Raw genomic sequence first — 14,526 nt, 5'->3', positions numbered from 1 at the left:
GATCCATCCCACTTCACCCTCACGGAGACCGGACGACCATGCAGGCGCTGGACAGGACGATCGCCCCGCGGATCCTTCTCGCCGGGGCGATCCTCGCGGCATTCCCGGCCCTGGCCGCGCCGCCGTCCTTCGAGTGCGCGAAGGCCGCCTCGCGGGTCGAGCGGACGATCTGCGCCAGCCCGTCGCTGGCCAGGGCCGACGCCGCCCTGTCGGCCGCCTACCAGGAGGCCCGCCGGACCCTGGCGCCCGAGGCGGCGGCGCTGCTCCTCGTGGACGAGAAGCGCTTCCTCGCCGCGCGCGAGCGCGTCTTCTCCACCGGCGACAAGGACCCGGCCGCCCTGCTGCTCGGCGAGATCGAGGACCGTATCGCCTTCCTGCGCAACCTGCGCGTCCCGCCGCCGGGACGCCTCGCCGGGACCTGGAGCAACCTCTTCGGCACCGCGACGGTCACGCCGGGGCCCGGGGGCGAGTTCGCCGTCAAGGTCGACGCCAACGAGCCGATCACCGCCCGCTGGACCTGCGGGGCGCAGGGCAAGGGGAAAGGCAAGGGCACGGCGACGGCCACGGGCGCTCTTCTCACCGTCTCCCTGGGGGAGGACGGATCCGCCCTCACGCTTGCCCGCGACGGCGAGACGCTCAAGCTCGGGAGCGTTCCGGGGAAGGGCGAGGCGGAGGGAACGGCGGATTACTGCGGGCTCAACGGCTCGGTCGACGGCACCTACTTCTTCGTCGAGCCCGCGGCGGCGCCGGCCCGCTGAGGATCGCCCTTCCGCCCGACAGATGCCCCGATGCGCCGCCATTCTCGTTGGCAAGCGGCGGCCCGCCCCGACCGACCAGAAGGAGGATTTTCCGTGACACATCAGCTGCTGCTGGCCGGCACGCTCCTGCTCATGATCGCCGCGGCGCCGCCCCTGATGGCGGCCTCGGGCCTCGTCCGCGAGGTCACGCTCTCGAGCGGCGGGCTCGCCGAGGTCACCCTCGCCGGTAGCGTGGACGGCGACGCCACGATCGCCCTCGACGTCAGGGCCGACCAGATCGACGACATCCTCAAGAGCCTCGTGGTGCGGGATCCGGGCGGCAGGGTGGGCGCGATGCGGCTCGACGGCGAGGACCAGGTCGAGGAGGTCCTGCGCGGCGTGCCCTTCACGGCGGACGACCTCTCGTCCTCCGCCCAGCTCGCCGGCAAGCTCCAGGGCGTCGAGGTCCGGGTCGAGAGCGGCGGGCGGGTGCTCGAGGGCCGGGTGCTCGGTCTGTCCGAGCGCGAAGCCGGCGCCGAGACCGGGACGGTGAGGGTCCTGTCGCTCCTGACCGGGTCCGGCGCCCTCGAATCGGTGCGGGTCGACGACGGCCTGACGGTGACGATCCGCGACCCCGCGATGGCCGCGCGGATCGCCGAGGTCGTCGACGTGGCCGGCCGGGCCAAGGCGAGCGGGGCGCGGCGGGTGGAGATCGCCCTGTCGGGCACCGGCGCGCGCGAGGTGCGCCTGACCTACGTGGTCGCCGCCCCGGTCTGGAAGACCAGCTACCGCATCGTCGATCACGGCGACGGCCGGGCGAACCTGCAGGCCTGGGCGATCATCGAGAACGCGCTCGGCGAGGACTGGAAGGGGGTGGACGTCACCCTGTCGTCCGGTGCGCCGGTGACGCTGCAGCCGCGCCTGCACCGGCGCACCTGGCGCCGGCGCGCGGACGCGCCGGTGCCGGTCGAGGATCTCGGCCTGCCCGACCTCGATGCCGGCACGCTCGCCGCACGTCCGGCAGCCCCGCCGATGCCGGCGCCGATGGAGCGCATGAGGCGGTCTGCCGACGCCCGCTACGAGGCCGCCCCGGCGGCGGTGGCGGCGCAGCCCACGGAGGGCGACGTGGTGGCGACGTTCCGGCTGCCCCACCCGGTCGATCTCGGGGTCGGCCGCACGCTGTCGGTGCCGATCCTCGACACCGAGATCGAGGCGGCGCGGATCGCGCTGTGGAAACCCGGGCAGGGCCTCCACCCGGTCGCCGCCCTGATGCTGCGCAACGGCACCGGCACGACGCTGCCGCCGGGCATCCTCACCGTCTACGATCGCGCGCTCGGCTATGTCGGCGATGCGCGGCTGCCCGTGACGCCGGCCGGCGAGCAACGCTTCGCCGCCTTCGCGGCCGACCGCAAGGTCGCCGTCCGGGCCGAAGCGAAGCCCGCCGACGTGCTGACCCGGATCGCGGTCGTCGACGGCGCGCTGCGGGCGACCGCGCGCACCCGCGAGGAGACGGTCTACACCGTGAAGGGCGCGCCCGACGCGGCGCGCACCGTCGTCATCGAGCATCCGCGCCGCGACGGCTGGACCTTCTCGTCCCCGGCGCGCGACGGCGAGACCGCGGCCGCCTACCGGCTGACGCTCGATGTGGCCGCCGCGGGCACGGCCGAGGCCCGGGCGGTGCTGGAGCGCGTCCAGACCGACACCTACGCCCTCGCCGAGGCCGAGGCCGGGATGCTGGTGAGCTGGAGCGCGCTGGCCGACGACCCGGCCCTGGCGAACGGCCTCAAGGCCCTGTCCCGGGCCCGCGCCGACAGCCAGGCGGCGACGCGCGAGATCGCCGAGATCGGCGAGCGCATCGCGACGATCGCGACCGAGCAGGAGCGCATCCGCGGCAACCTCGGCGTCGTCCCGAAGGACAGCGAGCTCGCCCGGCGCTACCTCGCCCAGATGGGAACCCAGGAGGACGCGCTCGCCAGGCTCGGCACGACGCAGGACGAGGCGCGGGCGCGTCTCGGGACCCAGGAGGCGCGGGTCCGCGCGCTGATCGCGGAGCTGTCGGGACGCGAGCCCCGGCCATGACGGCGCTTCTCGCGATGGGCTCGATCGGCCTCAAGCTCGGGATCCTGGTCGCCGTCGCCCTCGGCAGCGGCGCCGTCGGTTATCGCCTGGGCCGGGACCTCGACGTCTTCCTGTCGGCGGACCGGTCCCCGGCCCGGCGGGCCCGGCGCCTCGTCGACCGGATCGCGGTCGAGCGCGGCCTCGCCCGGGGGGACCTGCTGCGGGCGATGCTGGAGGAAGACGCGCGTTCGACCGCCGGAGCGCCCGGTCGATGACGCCGATCACCGAACGGGACAGGGCCTTCCTGGAGCGCGAGTGGAGGGACCTCGGCGGGTTCGTCGTCCAGGACGATCCCGATCCCGCCGACCATGACGCGATCCACGCCTGGGTGCTCGATTTCATCGACAGCGGCGTCGACGATCCGGACGACCCGTACGTCCACGGCCTGATCGGTCACAGCCTCGACTTCGACATCCCCTTCGCCGCGACGGAGCGGGTGCGCGGCGAGCTGATGACGATCGCGCGCAGGAAGCGCGCGGATCCGGGCTGGCGCCGCCATCCGTGAGGGCGCCGGGGCGCCGGCGCCTCATTCCCGGGCGGGGTCCGGCGCGTCGTCGCCGTCGAGCTGCTCGCTCTGGAGGAGGTCGTGGATGGCCGCGAGGCGGGGCGCCGCCCCGTCGCCGAGGGCGAGGCCGAGCCGCACGCTCAGGATCTCGATCACGATGATCTGCGCGATGGTGGCGTCGGTCCCGACCCGCATCGTCGCGTCCCCCGGCACGTCGACGGCCAGAAGGATGTCGGCGGCGCGGGCGAGCGGCGTGCCGGTGCGGGTGATGGCCACCACCGTGGCCCCGGCCCGGCAGGCGACCGCGACGGTGCGCAGGAGCGCCGGCATCCGCCCGACGAAGGAGATCGCCACCAGCACGTCGCCTTCGCCCAGGCAGGACGCCGCGGTGAGCTGGAGATGCGCGTCGGAGAACGAGTTCGACGGGATGCCGAGACGGAACAGGCGGGCGTGGAGGTCGTGGGCGAGGAAGTGCGAGGTCGCGCCGGTGCCGGCGGTGTCGACGCGCCCGGCCGCGCGGATCGCCGCCACCGCCGCCTCGATCCGGTCGGGATCGATGCTCGACTGCCACTCGGCCAGCATTGAGGTCACGCTGCCGACGACGTTGCGCACCACCTCGCCGGGGGCGTCGGTCGGCCGGACGCTGCGGTGGACGTAGGGGGTGCCGAGCGCCAGCGAGCCGGCGAGCTTCAGCTTCATGTCGCGCACGCCCTCGCAGCCGACCGCGCGGGCGAAGCGCACGATGGTCGGCGCGCTCACCCCGGCCCGCTCGGCCAGGAGCTCGACCCCGGTCTGGACCACCCAGGCGGGGTCGGCGACGATCATCCGGGCGATCCGGGCCTGCGTCTCGGGCAGGCTCGCGAGCGTGTCGCGCAGGTTGCGCAGCAGGTCGGAGGACGACCCGGCGTCCGCACCCTCCGCCATCAGGCCGCCTCCCGCATCTCGGAGGCGTCGCGCAGGCAGGCGAACCGGTGCCCGTCCCCGGCCTCGCGCATCGGCGGCACGGCTTGCGCGCAGGCCTCGACGGCGAGCGGGCAGCGGGTGCGGAAGACGCAGCCCGACGGCGGCGCGAGCGGGCTCGGGATGTCGCCCGTGAGGAGGCGCGCGATGCGCGGCGCATCGGGATCGGCCTTCGGCGAGGCGGCGAGCAGCGCCCGCGTGTAGGGGTGGCGCGGACGCGCGACCACCTCGGCGGTCGGCCCGATCTCCATGACCCGGCCGAGATAGAGCACCACCACCCGGTCGCAGAGGAGTTCGACCACGTCGAGGTCGTGCGAGATGAACAGCATCGCCAGCCCGAGCCGGGCCCTGAGGTCCTGGAGCAGGTTGAGCACCTGCGCCTGCACCGAGACGTCGAGGGCCGAGACCGGCTCGTCGGCGACGATCAGCCTCGGCTCGACGGCGAGCGCCCGGGCGATGCCGATGCGCTGGCGCTGGCCACCGGAGAACTCGTGCGGGAAGCGGTCGAGATGCTCGGGGGGCAGGCCGACGAGGTCGAGGAGCTCAGCCATGCGCTCCCGGCGCCGGCCCCGGGCGAGGCCGTGGGCATCGAGCGCCTCGCCCAGGATGCCGGAGACCCGCAGCCGCGGGTTGAGGCTGGCATAGGGGTCCTGGAAGATCATCTGCGCCCGGCGCCGCAGGGGCTTCAGGCGCCGCTCGGGCAGGGCCGAGACGTCCTCGCCCTCGAAGCGGATCGTGCCGCCGGTCGGATCGACCAGGCGGAGCGCCAGCCGCCCGATCGTCGACTTGCCCGAGCCCGATTCGCCGACCAGCCCGACGACCTCGCCGGGGGCGACCGTGAAGCTCACGTCCTCCACCGCCCGGACCTGGGCCGGCGGGCGGCCGAAGCGCTTGGTGAGACCCTGCACCGCGAGAATCGGGTCGATCGGAGCGGTCGAACGGCTCACATCTCCCTCCAGAACAAGCAGCGGGCGGCGCGCCCGGGGGCAATCGCCTCGAGCGGCGGCGGCGTGGTGCGGCATTCCTCCCGCACCCTGTCGCAGCGGGGCGAGAAGGCGCAAGCGTCGCGGATCGCGGCGGCCTGCCCGAGGGAGCCGGGAATCGAGCGGACGTGCCGGCGCCCGTCCGGGCCGCGGGTCGCCCGCGCCGGCAGCGAATCGAGCAGCCCCGCCGTGTAGGGGTGGCGCGGATGGCGGAACAGGTCGCCGACCGGCCCGGTCTCGACGATGCGGCCGGCATACATCACCGCCACCCGGTCGGCGACCTCCGCCACCACGCCGAGATTGTGGGTGATGAACAGGACGCCCATCCCGGTCTCGCGCCGCAGCCGGTCGATCAGCGACAGGATCTGGGCCTGGATCGTCACGTCGAGGGCGGTCGTCGGCTCATCGGCGATGAGGAGGCGCGGGTTGCACGCCATGGCGAGCGCGATCATCACCCGCTGGCGCATGCCGCCCGACATCTGGTGCGGATAGTCGTGCAGGCGCTTGGCCGCGGCCGGAATCTCGACCAATTCCAGCATCTCCTGGGCGCGGCGCAGGGCGGCCCGCCGGTCGAGCCCGAGGTGGAGCCGCGCCGATTCGGCGATCTGCTCGCCGGCGGTCAGCACCGGGTTGAGGCTCGTCATCGGCTCCTGGAAGATCATGGCGATCTCGGCGCCGCGCAGGCGCCGCACCCGGTCGGGCGAGGCCGCAGCGAGGTCGACCGTCTCGCCGGCCTTGGTCCGGTACAGGATGCGCCCGCGCGCGACGCGGCCGGCCGGGCGCGGCAGGAGCCCCATCACGGCGAGGCTCGACACCGACTTGCCGGAGCCGGATTCGCCGACGAGCGCGACGGTCTCGCCGGGGGCGACGCGGAGGTCGACGCCGGTGACGGGGGCGACCTCGCCGTCCTCCGTCCGGAAGCGGACCTCCAGGTCCTCGATCGAGAGGAGAGCCTGCGTCATCTCACAGCGCCTTGCGCAGCTTCGGGTCGAGCATGTCGCGCAGGCCGTCGCCGAGGATCTGGAGCGACAGGGCCGAGAGCACGATGGCCAGTCCCGGATAGAGCACGGTCCAGAAGGCCCGGTCGGCGTATTGCTGGCCCGACGCGATCATCGTGCCCCAGGTCGGGATCTCCGGCGGGACGCCCGCGCCGAGGAACGACAGGCCGGCCTCCGCCAGGACCGCGTAGGCGAAGATGAAGGTCGCCTGGATCAGGATCGGCGAGGCGACGTTCAGGAGGATGTGCACGGTCAGGATGCGGGGCGTGCCGACCCCGAGCGCGCGGGCCGCCTCGACGAAGGGCAGTTCGCGCACCACCAGCGTCGAGGCCCGCACCACCCGCACCACCCGCGGCGTGTAGACGATGGCGAGCGCCAGCACGACGTTGCCGGCGGAGGCCCCCAGCACCGCGACGAGGAAGATGGCGAGCAGGATGTCGGGCAGCGCCATCAGGGCATCGACCACCCGCATGATCGGCCCGTCGAGCCGACGGTCGTAGCCGGCGAGGATCCCGAACAGGGTGCCGGTGAGGCAGGAGGCGAGCACTACCGAAAAGCCGATCCCCAGAGAGGCCCGGGCGCCGTAGACGACCCGCGAGAACACGTCGCGGCCGAGTTCGTCGGTGCCGAGCCAGTGTTCGGGCGAGGGCGGGCGCAGGCGGCGCACCACCCGCATCGCGCCGGGATCGAACGGCGAGATCCAGGGGGCGGCGAGCGCCACCACGACGATCGCGAGCAGCACCAGGGCGGCGGCGAGGACGAGCTTGCGCCGAAACAGGCGGCGCAGGAACAGCATCGCGGGGGCGGATCGGAACGCCGCCCCCTGCACGGTCGCGGGGCTGGTCATGCGGTCACCCGGGGATCGACGAGGCGGTAGATCAGGTCGACCGCGAGGTTGATGAGGACGTAGAGGCCGGCCACCATCACGAGCGCGCCCTGGATGACGGGATAGTCGCGCCGCAGCACCGCCGAGACCACGAGGTTGCCGATCCCGGGCAGGCCGAACACCGTCTCGGTGACGATGGCCCCGCCGATGAGCAGCGCCACCGTGAGGCCGAGCACGGTGACGATCGGCACCAGCGCCGTCCCGAAGGCGTGGCGCAGCACGACCCGGCTCTCCGGCAGGCCCTTGGAGCGGGCGGTGCGGACGTAGTCGTTCGACAGCACGTCGAGCATCGAGGCGCGGGTGAAGCGGGTGATCAGCGCCGAGTTGACGATGCCGAGGACGATCGAGGGCAGCACTAGGTGCTCCAGCCGCTCGCCCAGGCTCGCGCCGGGCGCGCCGTAGCCGGCCACCGGGAACCAGCCGAGGCGCACGGCGAAGAGCTGGATCAGGATCAGGCCGAGCCAGAAGCTCGGCACGTTGGCGGCGAGCAGGGCCAGCCCGCTCACCGTCTGGTCGACGATCCGCCCCCGCCACACCGCCGAGACGATGCCGGCCGGCACGCCGACGAGGGCGGCGATGGAGACCGAGAACAGGGCGAGGAAGAAGGTCGGCTCGGCCCGGTCCCACAGGACCGTGGTCACCGGCTGCTGCAGGAAGATCGAGCGGCCGAAATTGCCGGTGGCGATCTCCTTCAGCCAGAGCACGAACTGGACGAGGAGCGGCCGGTCGAGCCCGAACGTGGCGCGCAGCCGCGCGACGTCCTCGGGCGAGGCTTGGTCGCCCAGCATGATCGCCGCCGGGTCGCCGGGGGCGAGGCGGGTGAGGAAGAACACCATGGTGGCGACCAGGAACAGCACCACCAGGAGGCCGCCGAGCCGGCGGGCGAGAGAGATCCACATCGGGCTGGCGCCTCTTTTGATCCGACCGATACGGGACACGACACCGACGGGAGACCCGCCGTGATCCGGCTCTTTCCAGCCGCGACCTCATCCCGAGGTGCCCACATCGTGGGCCTCGAAGGAGGGATCCAGCGATCTCGGGGGCATCTGGAGCCCTCCTTCGAGGTCAGTCCCTCTGCGATGGACTGACACCTCAGGATGAGGTCGCGGGTGGGAGGGGACGACGACGAAGCCGGACAGCTCCGTCGCAGAGTCGTCGTCCTTCCGTGCCCGATCGACGGAGTTGATCATGTCCATCGCGATTCCCGGCGCCGCTTCCGCGATCTCGGCTTGACGGAGCGGGCTCTTGCCGCCTCACGCCGCCTCGACGTTCCAGAAGGCCGGCCACGGCATCGGCGCGAAACCCTTCAGCTTGCCCGAGAGGCCGGACAGGGCCGCGAAGTTGCCGACGCGGATGTAGGGTACTTCCCGATAGATCGCCTCCTGCACCGGGCCCCACAGGGCGCCGCGCTTCCCCGGATCGGTCTCGGCGTTGAAAGCCGACAAGGCCGCCTTCTTCGCCGGCGTGTCCCACCAGCCCGGCGCGCCGTCGCCGAGCTGGGGCGGCGTCAGCATGGGTTCGGGCAGGAAGGCCGAGTGGGTGACGTAGACGTCCCACAAGGCCGGATCGCCGCGCCGGGAGACGAGCGTCGCCCAGTCGACCACGTCGAGGGTCACCTTGAAGCCGGCGGCGCGCAGCGCCTCGGCCATGACGAGCGCGATGCGGTTGTGGAAGTCGTACTGCTTCGAGTTGAGGATGCGGATCGGCGTGCCGTCGTAGTTCGCTTTCGCCAGCAGGGCCTTGGCGCCCTTGTCGTCGCCCTTGTCGTAGGCCTGCGTGCCGGCGGTGGAGTGGAAGGGCGATCCCTTCGGGAAATGGCTGCCCGTCGCCTCGAAGAACTTGTCTTCGCCGAAGGCCGCCATCAGGAGCTCGGTGTCGCTGAGCGCCATCTGGAGCGCCTGGCGCACCGTCTGGTCGGCGCAAGGACCCTGCCGGGTGTTGAGCACGAGGTAGGGGAAGCCGAACGGCATCGTCAGCACCGGCTTCACGCCGGACGCCTTGGCGATGCGCCCGTTGCTCTCGACGGGAAGCTGGTCGGCGAAGTGGTACTGGCCGGCGACGACGCCCTCGACCCGGGTGTTGGCGTTCGGCACCGGGATGAAGCGCAACTCGGGAATCGCCGCGGTGCGCCGCCCGGCATAGCCGCTCGGGGCCTCGCTGCGGGCGGCGTAAGCCTCGTGGCGGGTCAGCACCACGAACTGGTCGGGCCGGCGCTCCTTGAACCGGTAGGGGCCGGTGCCGACGAACTCGGCGAGCGGGTTGGCGATCGCCTCCCGGGCCATGATGGCGGCAAAGCCCGACGGCAGGGCGAGGTGAGCAAGCAGCGCCGGGTTGACCGCCTTGAGGACGATCTCAACCGCGTGCGGGCCTTTCGCCGTCAGGCTCGTCAGCCCGGCCGCGATGCCCTTGCCGCGGGGCGTCATCTCCATCCAGCGCTTGAGCGAGGCGACGACGTCCTCGGAATCGAGCGCCCGGCCGTTATGGAGCGGCACGCCCTCGCGGAGCGGGATCGCGTAGGTCTTCCCGTCCGGGCTGATCGTCGGCAGCGCCGCGGCCAGCATCGGCTGGACGGTCCAGCTCGCGTCGAACGTGTAGAGCGGCTCGAACACGTGCTGCATGATCGTGCCGACGAGGTCGGCGGTCGAGGCCATCGGGTCGAGCGATTGCGGCTCGCCCACCATCGCCAGGTTGACGCTGGCCATGCCGCCCGCGCCGCCGCCCTGCGCCAGGGCGGAGGCCGGCACCAGGGGGGCGAGCGCGAGGCCGGTCGCGAGGGTGCGGCGGGTCAGGCCGGCGCGCGGGCTGTCGGTGGGGGCCATGGACGTCTCCTGGACGGCGCTTTTGTAAAATTATTTCACGTTTTTACTGGGCGTCAAGCGCCGCTCCGCACGACGATGGTGTTCCCTCGGTTTACGGTTGCGGCCACTACGGTCGTTGTGTAAATTTTTTTCGCAACCTCGCCAGCCAGCGGACTCCATGACCTTCGATCTCGTGCTCGCGGGCGGCCGCGTCGTCGACCCGTCCCAGTCCATCGACCGCGTCGCCGACGTCGCCTTTGCGGACGGCAAGGTGGCGGCCGTCGGCGAGGGGCTTTCCGCCTCGGCCCGGGCGGTCCACGATTGCGCCGGTCGCCTCGTCACCCCGGGCCTCATCGACCTGCACACCCACGTCTACTGGGGCGGCACCTCGCTCGGGGTCGACGCGCCGGCGCTCGCGCGCTCGGGTGCGGTCACGACCTTCGTCGATACCGGCAGCGCCGGTCCCGGCAACTTCGCGGGCTTTCGCCGCCACGTGGTCGAGCCCTCGCCGGTGCGCATCATCCCGCTGATGAGCGTGTCGTTCGCCGGCATCTACGCCTTCTCGAAGCGGGTGAATGTCGGCGAGAGCGGCGACCAGCGGCTGTTGTCGGCGCCCGCCGCCCTCGAGGTGGCGCTCGCCAACCGCGACGTGCTCGGCGGCCTCAAGGTCCGGGTCGGCCGCAATGCCGGCGGCACGTCGGGCATCGTGCCCCTCGACATCGCCCGGCAGGTCGCGGACGCGGCCGGCATGATGCTGATGGTCCATATCGACGAGCCGCCGCCGACGCTCGCCGAGGTGCTGGAGCGGCTGCGCCCGGGCGACATCCTGACCCACGCGTTCCGGCCGTTCCCGAACACCCCGGTCACCGCCGACGGGCGCGTGCGCCCCGAGGTGCTGGAGGCCCGCGCCCGCGGCGTCGTGTTCGACATCGGCCACGGCATGGGCTCCTTCGCCTTCTCGGTCGGGCGCACGATGCTGGAGAACGGCTTCCCGCCCGACTGCATCTCGTCGGACGTGCACACGCTGTGCATCGAGGGGCCGGCCTTCGACCTCCTCACCACGATGTCGAAGTTCCTCTGCATCGGCATGCCGCTCGTCGAGGTGATCCGCGCCGCCACCGACAACCCGGCTCGCGCCTTGACCCGCCCCGACCTCGGCACGTTCCGGACGGGTGCGGCCGGCGACGCCTCGGTCCTGTCCCTCGACGAGGGCCGCTTCGACTACGTCGATTCGACCGGAGCACACCTTGCCGGCGAGCGGCGCCTGTCGGCCAAGGCCACCATCATCGGCGGCGCCGTCTTCCACACCAACTGAGAGGATTCCCGCATGACCCCCGAACAGAAGCTCGCCGAGCTCGGCCTGACCCTGCCCCAGGTGCCGGTGCCGGTGGCCAACTACGTGCCCTACCGCATCGTCGGCGACCTCCTCTACCTCTCGGGCCAGGGCCCCAAGCGCCCGGACGGCACCTACCGCCGCGGGCGGCTCGGCCGCGACGCCACGATCGAGGAAGCCTACGCCGACGCGCAACTCGCCGGCCTCCAGCTCCTCGCCGTCGCCAAGGCGGCGCTCGGCGACTTGTCGCGGATCACCGCGGTGGTGAAGCTCCTGGGCATGGTCAACGCCGAGCCCGACTTCGCCGACCACCCGAAGGTGATCAACGGCTGCTCGGACCTCCTGGTCGACGTGCTCGGCGAGGCCGGCCGCCACGCCCGCTCGGCGGTCGGCATGGGCTCGCTGCCCAACGCCATGACGGTCGAGGTCGAGGCGATCCTCCAGATCGCGCCCTGATCCGGCGGAGGTCCGCCCCCCGGTGATCCGGGCTTCCCCTCGGGCCATGCGGCAGGGGAAGCCCGCGGTGCCGGGCGGGCCGGCACCGCCATGGTCGGGGGTGCCGGCGGAGGGGATGCCGGGCCCGGGTCCCTTCCGGGCCTCCGACCGTTTCACCGCCCGATGACGCAGCTTACATCGCCAGTGTATAGCCTCGTATCCGCACCAAATTCAATCAATCAAGATTTCATACCTCTTCAAATCCCGAGTGATACCGCATTGTCTCGCCGCTTTGCGATCCACGATTTCTTTCTGCTGTCGGGATCTTGGCGTAATCGTTTTGCTATCGCAGTGCACAATGCCGGCAAAATAATCTCCGCGGCCGGGCACGCAATGTCGTCGCGAAGTTTTTCTCACTTTAGGTTGTAGAATCACACTTCAGGGTGTAATCCCTCTTGGCGCACCGAAGCCGCGCATCCTCTCGATGCCTTCGAGGTAAGCCATGTCGCAACCGCAGAATTTCGTCGATCTGCAGGCTGGTTTCTACAATGCTCTCGTGCAAGGCCTCGGCTTTTCACCAGACGATGCGATTCAGGTAATCCAGCCGTCTCCGCCGCTGGTCGGCGGCGATTCCGCGGACCAGGATCTGTGGGCCTACCTCAACAGCATCCCGCCGTTCTCGCTCACCATGAACACCTCCCTGTCGGGCGGGAACCAGTTCCTGTCGAACTACCAGGCAGTGATGTCCGCGCTGAAGGCGGCGCCGAACAGCTTCGAGAGCACGATCGGCCCGGGATGCTTCGCGGCCTACCAGGCGGCCCTGAAGGACAAGGACGTGAAGCCGGGCGCGGTCGCCTTCCGCAACTGGGCGCTCTACAACGGCACCTGCAGCTCGGTCGCGGTCTCGGGCGCTTCGGCGCTGGCCGCCGCCATGCTCGACCCGGTCTTCGCGGCCCAGATGAACGTCACGCCCTACAAGCCGGTGGGCACCGGGTCGGTCGACTTCTCGCAGGGCTTCAGCAAGCTGAAGCAGCTCCTGCAGAAGGCGCCGAGCCGGTCCTTCTCGATCGCCGCGTCCAACTGGAACAGCGACGTCTCGAAGAGCTGGACGCAGAGCAGCAACTCGGGCTTCTTCGGGCTGTGGAGCGGCAGCTCCTCGCAGTCGAGCATCAGCGAGAAGTTCGCCTCGGGCGGCGTCGCCCTCGATGCCTCCTTCGATCACGTGCTGCCCTTCACGCCGACGCCCGGCGACTGGTACACCTCCTCGGCCCTGGGGCTGGCGTTCCACAACCAGAGCGGCGCGCCCTGGGATCCGGTCAAGCCGATCAACTGGGCCAACACCTTCGGCCCCCAGGGCAACATGCAGCGCTTCATGGCGAGCCTGATCGTGGTGAGCGGCATGACGATCGTCGTCACCTCGTCGGCGTCGTACTCGTCGGACGAGCAGACCCAGATCACCAGCAATTCCAGCAGCGGGATGTGGCCGTTCTACACCGGCGGCGGCTCCGGCACCTCGTCCACCCACGCCAGCTTCAACACCGCGGGCAACATGGTGGTGAAGATCGCCAGCAAGGCCGGCGTGCCGGTGGTGATCGGCGGCAAGGTCCTGTCGGCGGGCCAGTATCTCGGCGTCGAGGCCGAGGCCGCGAAGACGCTGAACCGGATGTTCTTCGCCGCCTGACCTGAAGCAGCGCCCGATCGCGCTGCGATCGGGCGCTGCCCCGTGTCTTCGATTTTGCCGCATTTTCTCCATGCGCGCGTCCCCGGGACGAAGGACGCGTCCTCCCCCGGTGGATCTCCACCATCCGGCCGCCCCTCGCCCGGGCGGCCGCCCCCGTCCCGCGATCGCGCGGAGGCCTTGGCATGTCCAGCTTCGACACCCTGCAGAGCCGCTTCGTCGACCGGGAGCTTCAGGCCTCCGGGCTCGCGGGCGCGGCGATCCTGCAGCCCGCCGCACTCCTCGCCGCCGGCGACGACGCCGCGCTCTGGACCTGGTTCGACGCGATTCCGCAACCGGGCCCGGTCTACGCGCCCGCGGGGCCGGACTTCTTCTCGGCCTATGCGGCGGTCATCGGGGCGCTCGTCCCGAGCGGCGGCCCGCTCGATCCGATCGCGGCGGCGCAGGCGCGCCTCGCGGCCTGGGGCACGGCCCCGCCGACCTGGAGCGTGGGCGCGGCCGGGCTGAGCCGCGCGCTCGCCGCCGCCCCCGGCCTCACCTTCGACTTCGCGGAGGCCGCGGCGCCGGGACCCGGCTACTGGGGCCTCGTCGGCGGCGCGCCGCGCGGCCCCGATGCGATCTTCGCCGGAGGCACCGTCCGGGCCAAAGTGGCCTGGGATCACGGCCTGGCCTTCGCGCCGCAGCCGGGCGACTGGTACGTCTCGTCGGCCCTGTCCCTGGCCTACCGGATGCCCGGCAAGGCCCCGTGGAACCCGGACGCCGCGGTCACCTGGGACACGGCCTTCGGCCCGGGCGGGACGCTCGAGCGGATGACGGCGGGGCTCCTCGTCGTCTCCGGCCTCGCGGTCTCGGCGAGCTCGGACGCGCCCTTCGATGCAGCGAGCCAAGCCCTCGTCCGGGCCGGCGCCGCGGTCGCCGGGATCTGGCCCTACCACCTCCCGGCGAGCGCGGCGACGACGACGGTGGCCTTCGATGCCGCCGGGTGCCTCCGCCTGACGGTCGCCGGCAAGCCGAAGGCGGCGATCGCCGTGGCCGCCATCGTCCAAGACGCCGCGGGCTATCTCGGACTCTGATAGGGGTCCGGACGATTGGAGC

14 protein-coding genes are annotated in these 14,526 nt (G+C 72.0%); 8 read left to right on the top strand and 6 right to left on the bottom strand.

Features of this window, described 5'->3' with window-relative positions; translation table 11 throughout:
* Window positions 1–38: 38 nt before the first annotated feature.
* The 4 genes from BMX97_RS25125 to BMX97_RS25110 all read left to right on the top strand — a co-directional run bounded on the left by BMX97_RS25125 (window position 39) and on the right by BMX97_RS25110 (window position 3,360).
* A complete protein-coding gene (locus tag BMX97_RS25125; RefSeq protein ID WP_091753936.1) occupies window positions 39–758 on the top strand; it encodes a lysozyme inhibitor LprI family protein in 720 nt (239 codons plus the stop codon).
* 93 nt (window positions 759–851) lie between these two features.
* Window positions 852–2,816 carry a DUF4139 domain-containing protein gene (locus BMX97_RS25120; RefSeq protein ID WP_244538639.1) on the top strand — a complete coding sequence of 655 codons (1,965 nt, stop codon included), beginning with the start codon at window positions 852–854 and terminating at the stop codon, window positions 2,814–2,816.
* Complete coding sequence (locus BMX97_RS25115; protein ID WP_091753935.1) at window positions 2,813–3,070, top strand: hypothetical protein; 258 nt, start codon at window positions 2,813–2,815, stop codon at window positions 3,068–3,070. Before BMX97_RS25120 ends, BMX97_RS25115 begins: the two co-directional genes overlap by 4 nt.
* Window positions 3,067–3,360 carry a hypothetical protein gene (locus BMX97_RS25110; RefSeq protein WP_091753934.1) on the top strand — a complete coding sequence of 98 codons (294 nt, stop codon included), beginning with the start codon at window positions 3,067–3,069 and terminating at the stop codon, window positions 3,358–3,360. Before BMX97_RS25115 ends, BMX97_RS25110 begins: the two co-directional genes overlap by 4 nt.
* Window positions 3,361–3,381: 21 nt before the next feature.
* Here BMX97_RS25110 and BMX97_RS25105 read toward each other — a convergent pair whose 3' ends face one another.
* From BMX97_RS25105 to BMX97_RS25080, 6 genes are all read right to left on the bottom strand, one after another.
* On the bottom strand, window positions 3,382–4,284 hold the full coding sequence (locus BMX97_RS25105) for a MurR/RpiR family transcriptional regulator (protein ID WP_091753933.1): 903 nt from the start codon (window positions 4,282–4,284) through the stop codon (window positions 3,382–3,384).
* Window positions 4,284–5,267: an ABC transporter ATP-binding protein gene (locus BMX97_RS25100; protein WP_244538638.1), complete on the bottom strand. Its 984-nt coding sequence runs from the start codon at window positions 5,265–5,267 to the stop codon at window positions 4,284–4,286. The genes BMX97_RS25105 and BMX97_RS25100 overlap by 1 nt, the downstream gene beginning before the upstream one ends.
* Window positions 5,264–6,265 (bottom strand): ABC transporter ATP-binding protein, encoded by a 1,002-nt coding sequence (locus BMX97_RS25095; RefSeq protein WP_091753931.1) that lies wholly within the window; start codon window positions 6,263–6,265, stop codon window positions 5,264–5,266. The genes BMX97_RS25100 and BMX97_RS25095 overlap by 4 nt, the downstream gene beginning before the upstream one ends.
* A 1-nt stretch (window position 6,266) precedes the next feature.
* On the bottom strand, window positions 6,267–7,148 hold the full coding sequence (locus BMX97_RS25090) for an ABC transporter permease (protein ID WP_091753930.1): 882 nt from the start codon (window positions 7,146–7,148) through the stop codon (window positions 6,267–6,269).
* Window positions 7,145–8,086, bottom strand: a complete 942-nt coding sequence (locus BMX97_RS25085; protein ID WP_091753929.1) for an ABC transporter permease — start codon at window positions 8,084–8,086, stop codon at window positions 7,145–7,147. The genes BMX97_RS25090 and BMX97_RS25085 overlap by 4 nt, the downstream gene beginning before the upstream one ends.
* A gap of 354 nt (window positions 8,087–8,440) precedes the next feature.
* A complete protein-coding gene (locus BMX97_RS25080; protein ID WP_091753928.1) occupies window positions 8,441–10,006 on the bottom strand; it encodes an ABC transporter substrate-binding protein in 1,566 nt (521 codons plus the stop codon).
* Window positions 10,007–10,163: 157 nt separating this feature from the next.
* On the opposite strand from BMX97_RS25080, the gene BMX97_RS25075 reads away from it, so the two are divergent.
* The 4 genes from BMX97_RS25075 (at window position 10,164) to BMX97_RS25060 (ending at window position 14,504) form a co-directional block, all read left to right on the top strand.
* Window positions 10,164–11,300 (top strand): amidohydrolase/deacetylase family metallohydrolase, encoded by a 1,137-nt coding sequence (locus BMX97_RS25075; protein ID WP_091753927.1) that lies wholly within the window; start codon window positions 10,164–10,166, stop codon window positions 11,298–11,300.
* Between the two features lie 12 nt (window positions 11,301–11,312).
* Window positions 11,313–11,774 carry a RidA family protein gene (locus BMX97_RS25070; protein ID WP_091753926.1) on the top strand — a complete coding sequence of 154 codons (462 nt, stop codon included), beginning with the start codon at window positions 11,313–11,315 and terminating at the stop codon, window positions 11,772–11,774.
* Window positions 11,775–12,255: 481 nt separating this feature from the next.
* The gene (locus BMX97_RS25065) at window positions 12,256–13,434 is read left to right on the top strand and encodes a hypothetical protein (protein WP_091753925.1); all 1,179 of its coding nucleotides are present in this window, start codon (window positions 12,256–12,258) and stop codon (window positions 13,432–13,434) included.
* Between the two features lie 182 nt (window positions 13,435–13,616).
* Complete coding sequence (locus tag BMX97_RS25060; RefSeq protein ID WP_091753924.1) at window positions 13,617–14,504, top strand: hypothetical protein; 888 nt, start codon at window positions 13,617–13,619, stop codon at window positions 14,502–14,504.
* Window positions 14,505–14,526: the final 22 nt, after the last annotated feature.

Source organism: Methylobacterium sp. ap11 (genome assembly GCF_900110515.1).
Classification (GTDB): Bacteria; Pseudomonadota; Alphaproteobacteria; order Rhizobiales; family Beijerinckiaceae; genus Methylobacterium; species Methylobacterium ajmalii.
Note: the sequence above shows the minus strand (reverse complement) of the source record. Positions and strands in the feature narration are given on the sequence as shown.

What these genes read in the sequence shown, in the direction of transcription:
- BMX97_RS25125 (WP_091753936.1), top strand. Translation starts at nt 39, where the DNA reads ATGCAGGCGCTGGACAGGACGATCGCCCCGCGGATCCTTCTCGCCGGG.
- BMX97_RS25115 (WP_091753935.1), top strand. Translation starts at nt 2,813, where the DNA reads ATGACGGCGCTTCTCGCGATGGGCTCGATCGGCCTCAAGCTCGGGATC.
- BMX97_RS25110 (WP_091753934.1), top strand. Translation starts at nt 3,067, where the DNA reads ATGACGCCGATCACCGAACGGGACAGGGCCTTCCTGGAGCGCGAGTGG.
- BMX97_RS25105 (WP_091753933.1), bottom strand. Translation starts at nt 4,284, where the DNA reads ATGGCGGAGGGTGCGGACGCCGGGTCGTCCTCCGACCTGCTGCGCAAC.
- BMX97_RS25095 (WP_091753931.1), bottom strand. Translation starts at nt 6,265, where the DNA reads ATGACGCAGGCTCTCCTCTCGATCGAGGACCTGGAGGTCCGCTTCCGG.
- BMX97_RS25090 (WP_091753930.1), bottom strand. Translation starts at nt 7,148, where the DNA reads ATGACCAGCCCCGCGACCGTGCAGGGGGCGGCGTTCCGATCCGCCCCC.
- BMX97_RS25085 (WP_091753929.1), bottom strand. Translation starts at nt 8,086, where the DNA reads ATGTGGATCTCTCTCGCCCGCCGGCTCGGCGGCCTCCTGGTGGTGCTG.
- BMX97_RS25080 (WP_091753928.1), bottom strand. Translation starts at nt 10,006, where the DNA reads ATGGCCCCCACCGACAGCCCGCGCGCCGGCCTGACCCGCCGCACCCTC.
- BMX97_RS25075 (WP_091753927.1), top strand. Translation starts at nt 10,164, where the DNA reads ATGACCTTCGATCTCGTGCTCGCGGGCGGCCGCGTCGTCGACCCGTCC.
- BMX97_RS25070 (WP_091753926.1), top strand. Translation starts at nt 11,313, where the DNA reads ATGACCCCCGAACAGAAGCTCGCCGAGCTCGGCCTGACCCTGCCCCAG.
- BMX97_RS25065 (WP_091753925.1), top strand. Translation starts at nt 12,256, where the DNA reads ATGTCGCAACCGCAGAATTTCGTCGATCTGCAGGCTGGTTTCTACAAT.
- BMX97_RS25060 (WP_091753924.1), top strand. Translation starts at nt 13,617, where the DNA reads ATGTCCAGCTTCGACACCCTGCAGAGCCGCTTCGTCGACCGGGAGCTT.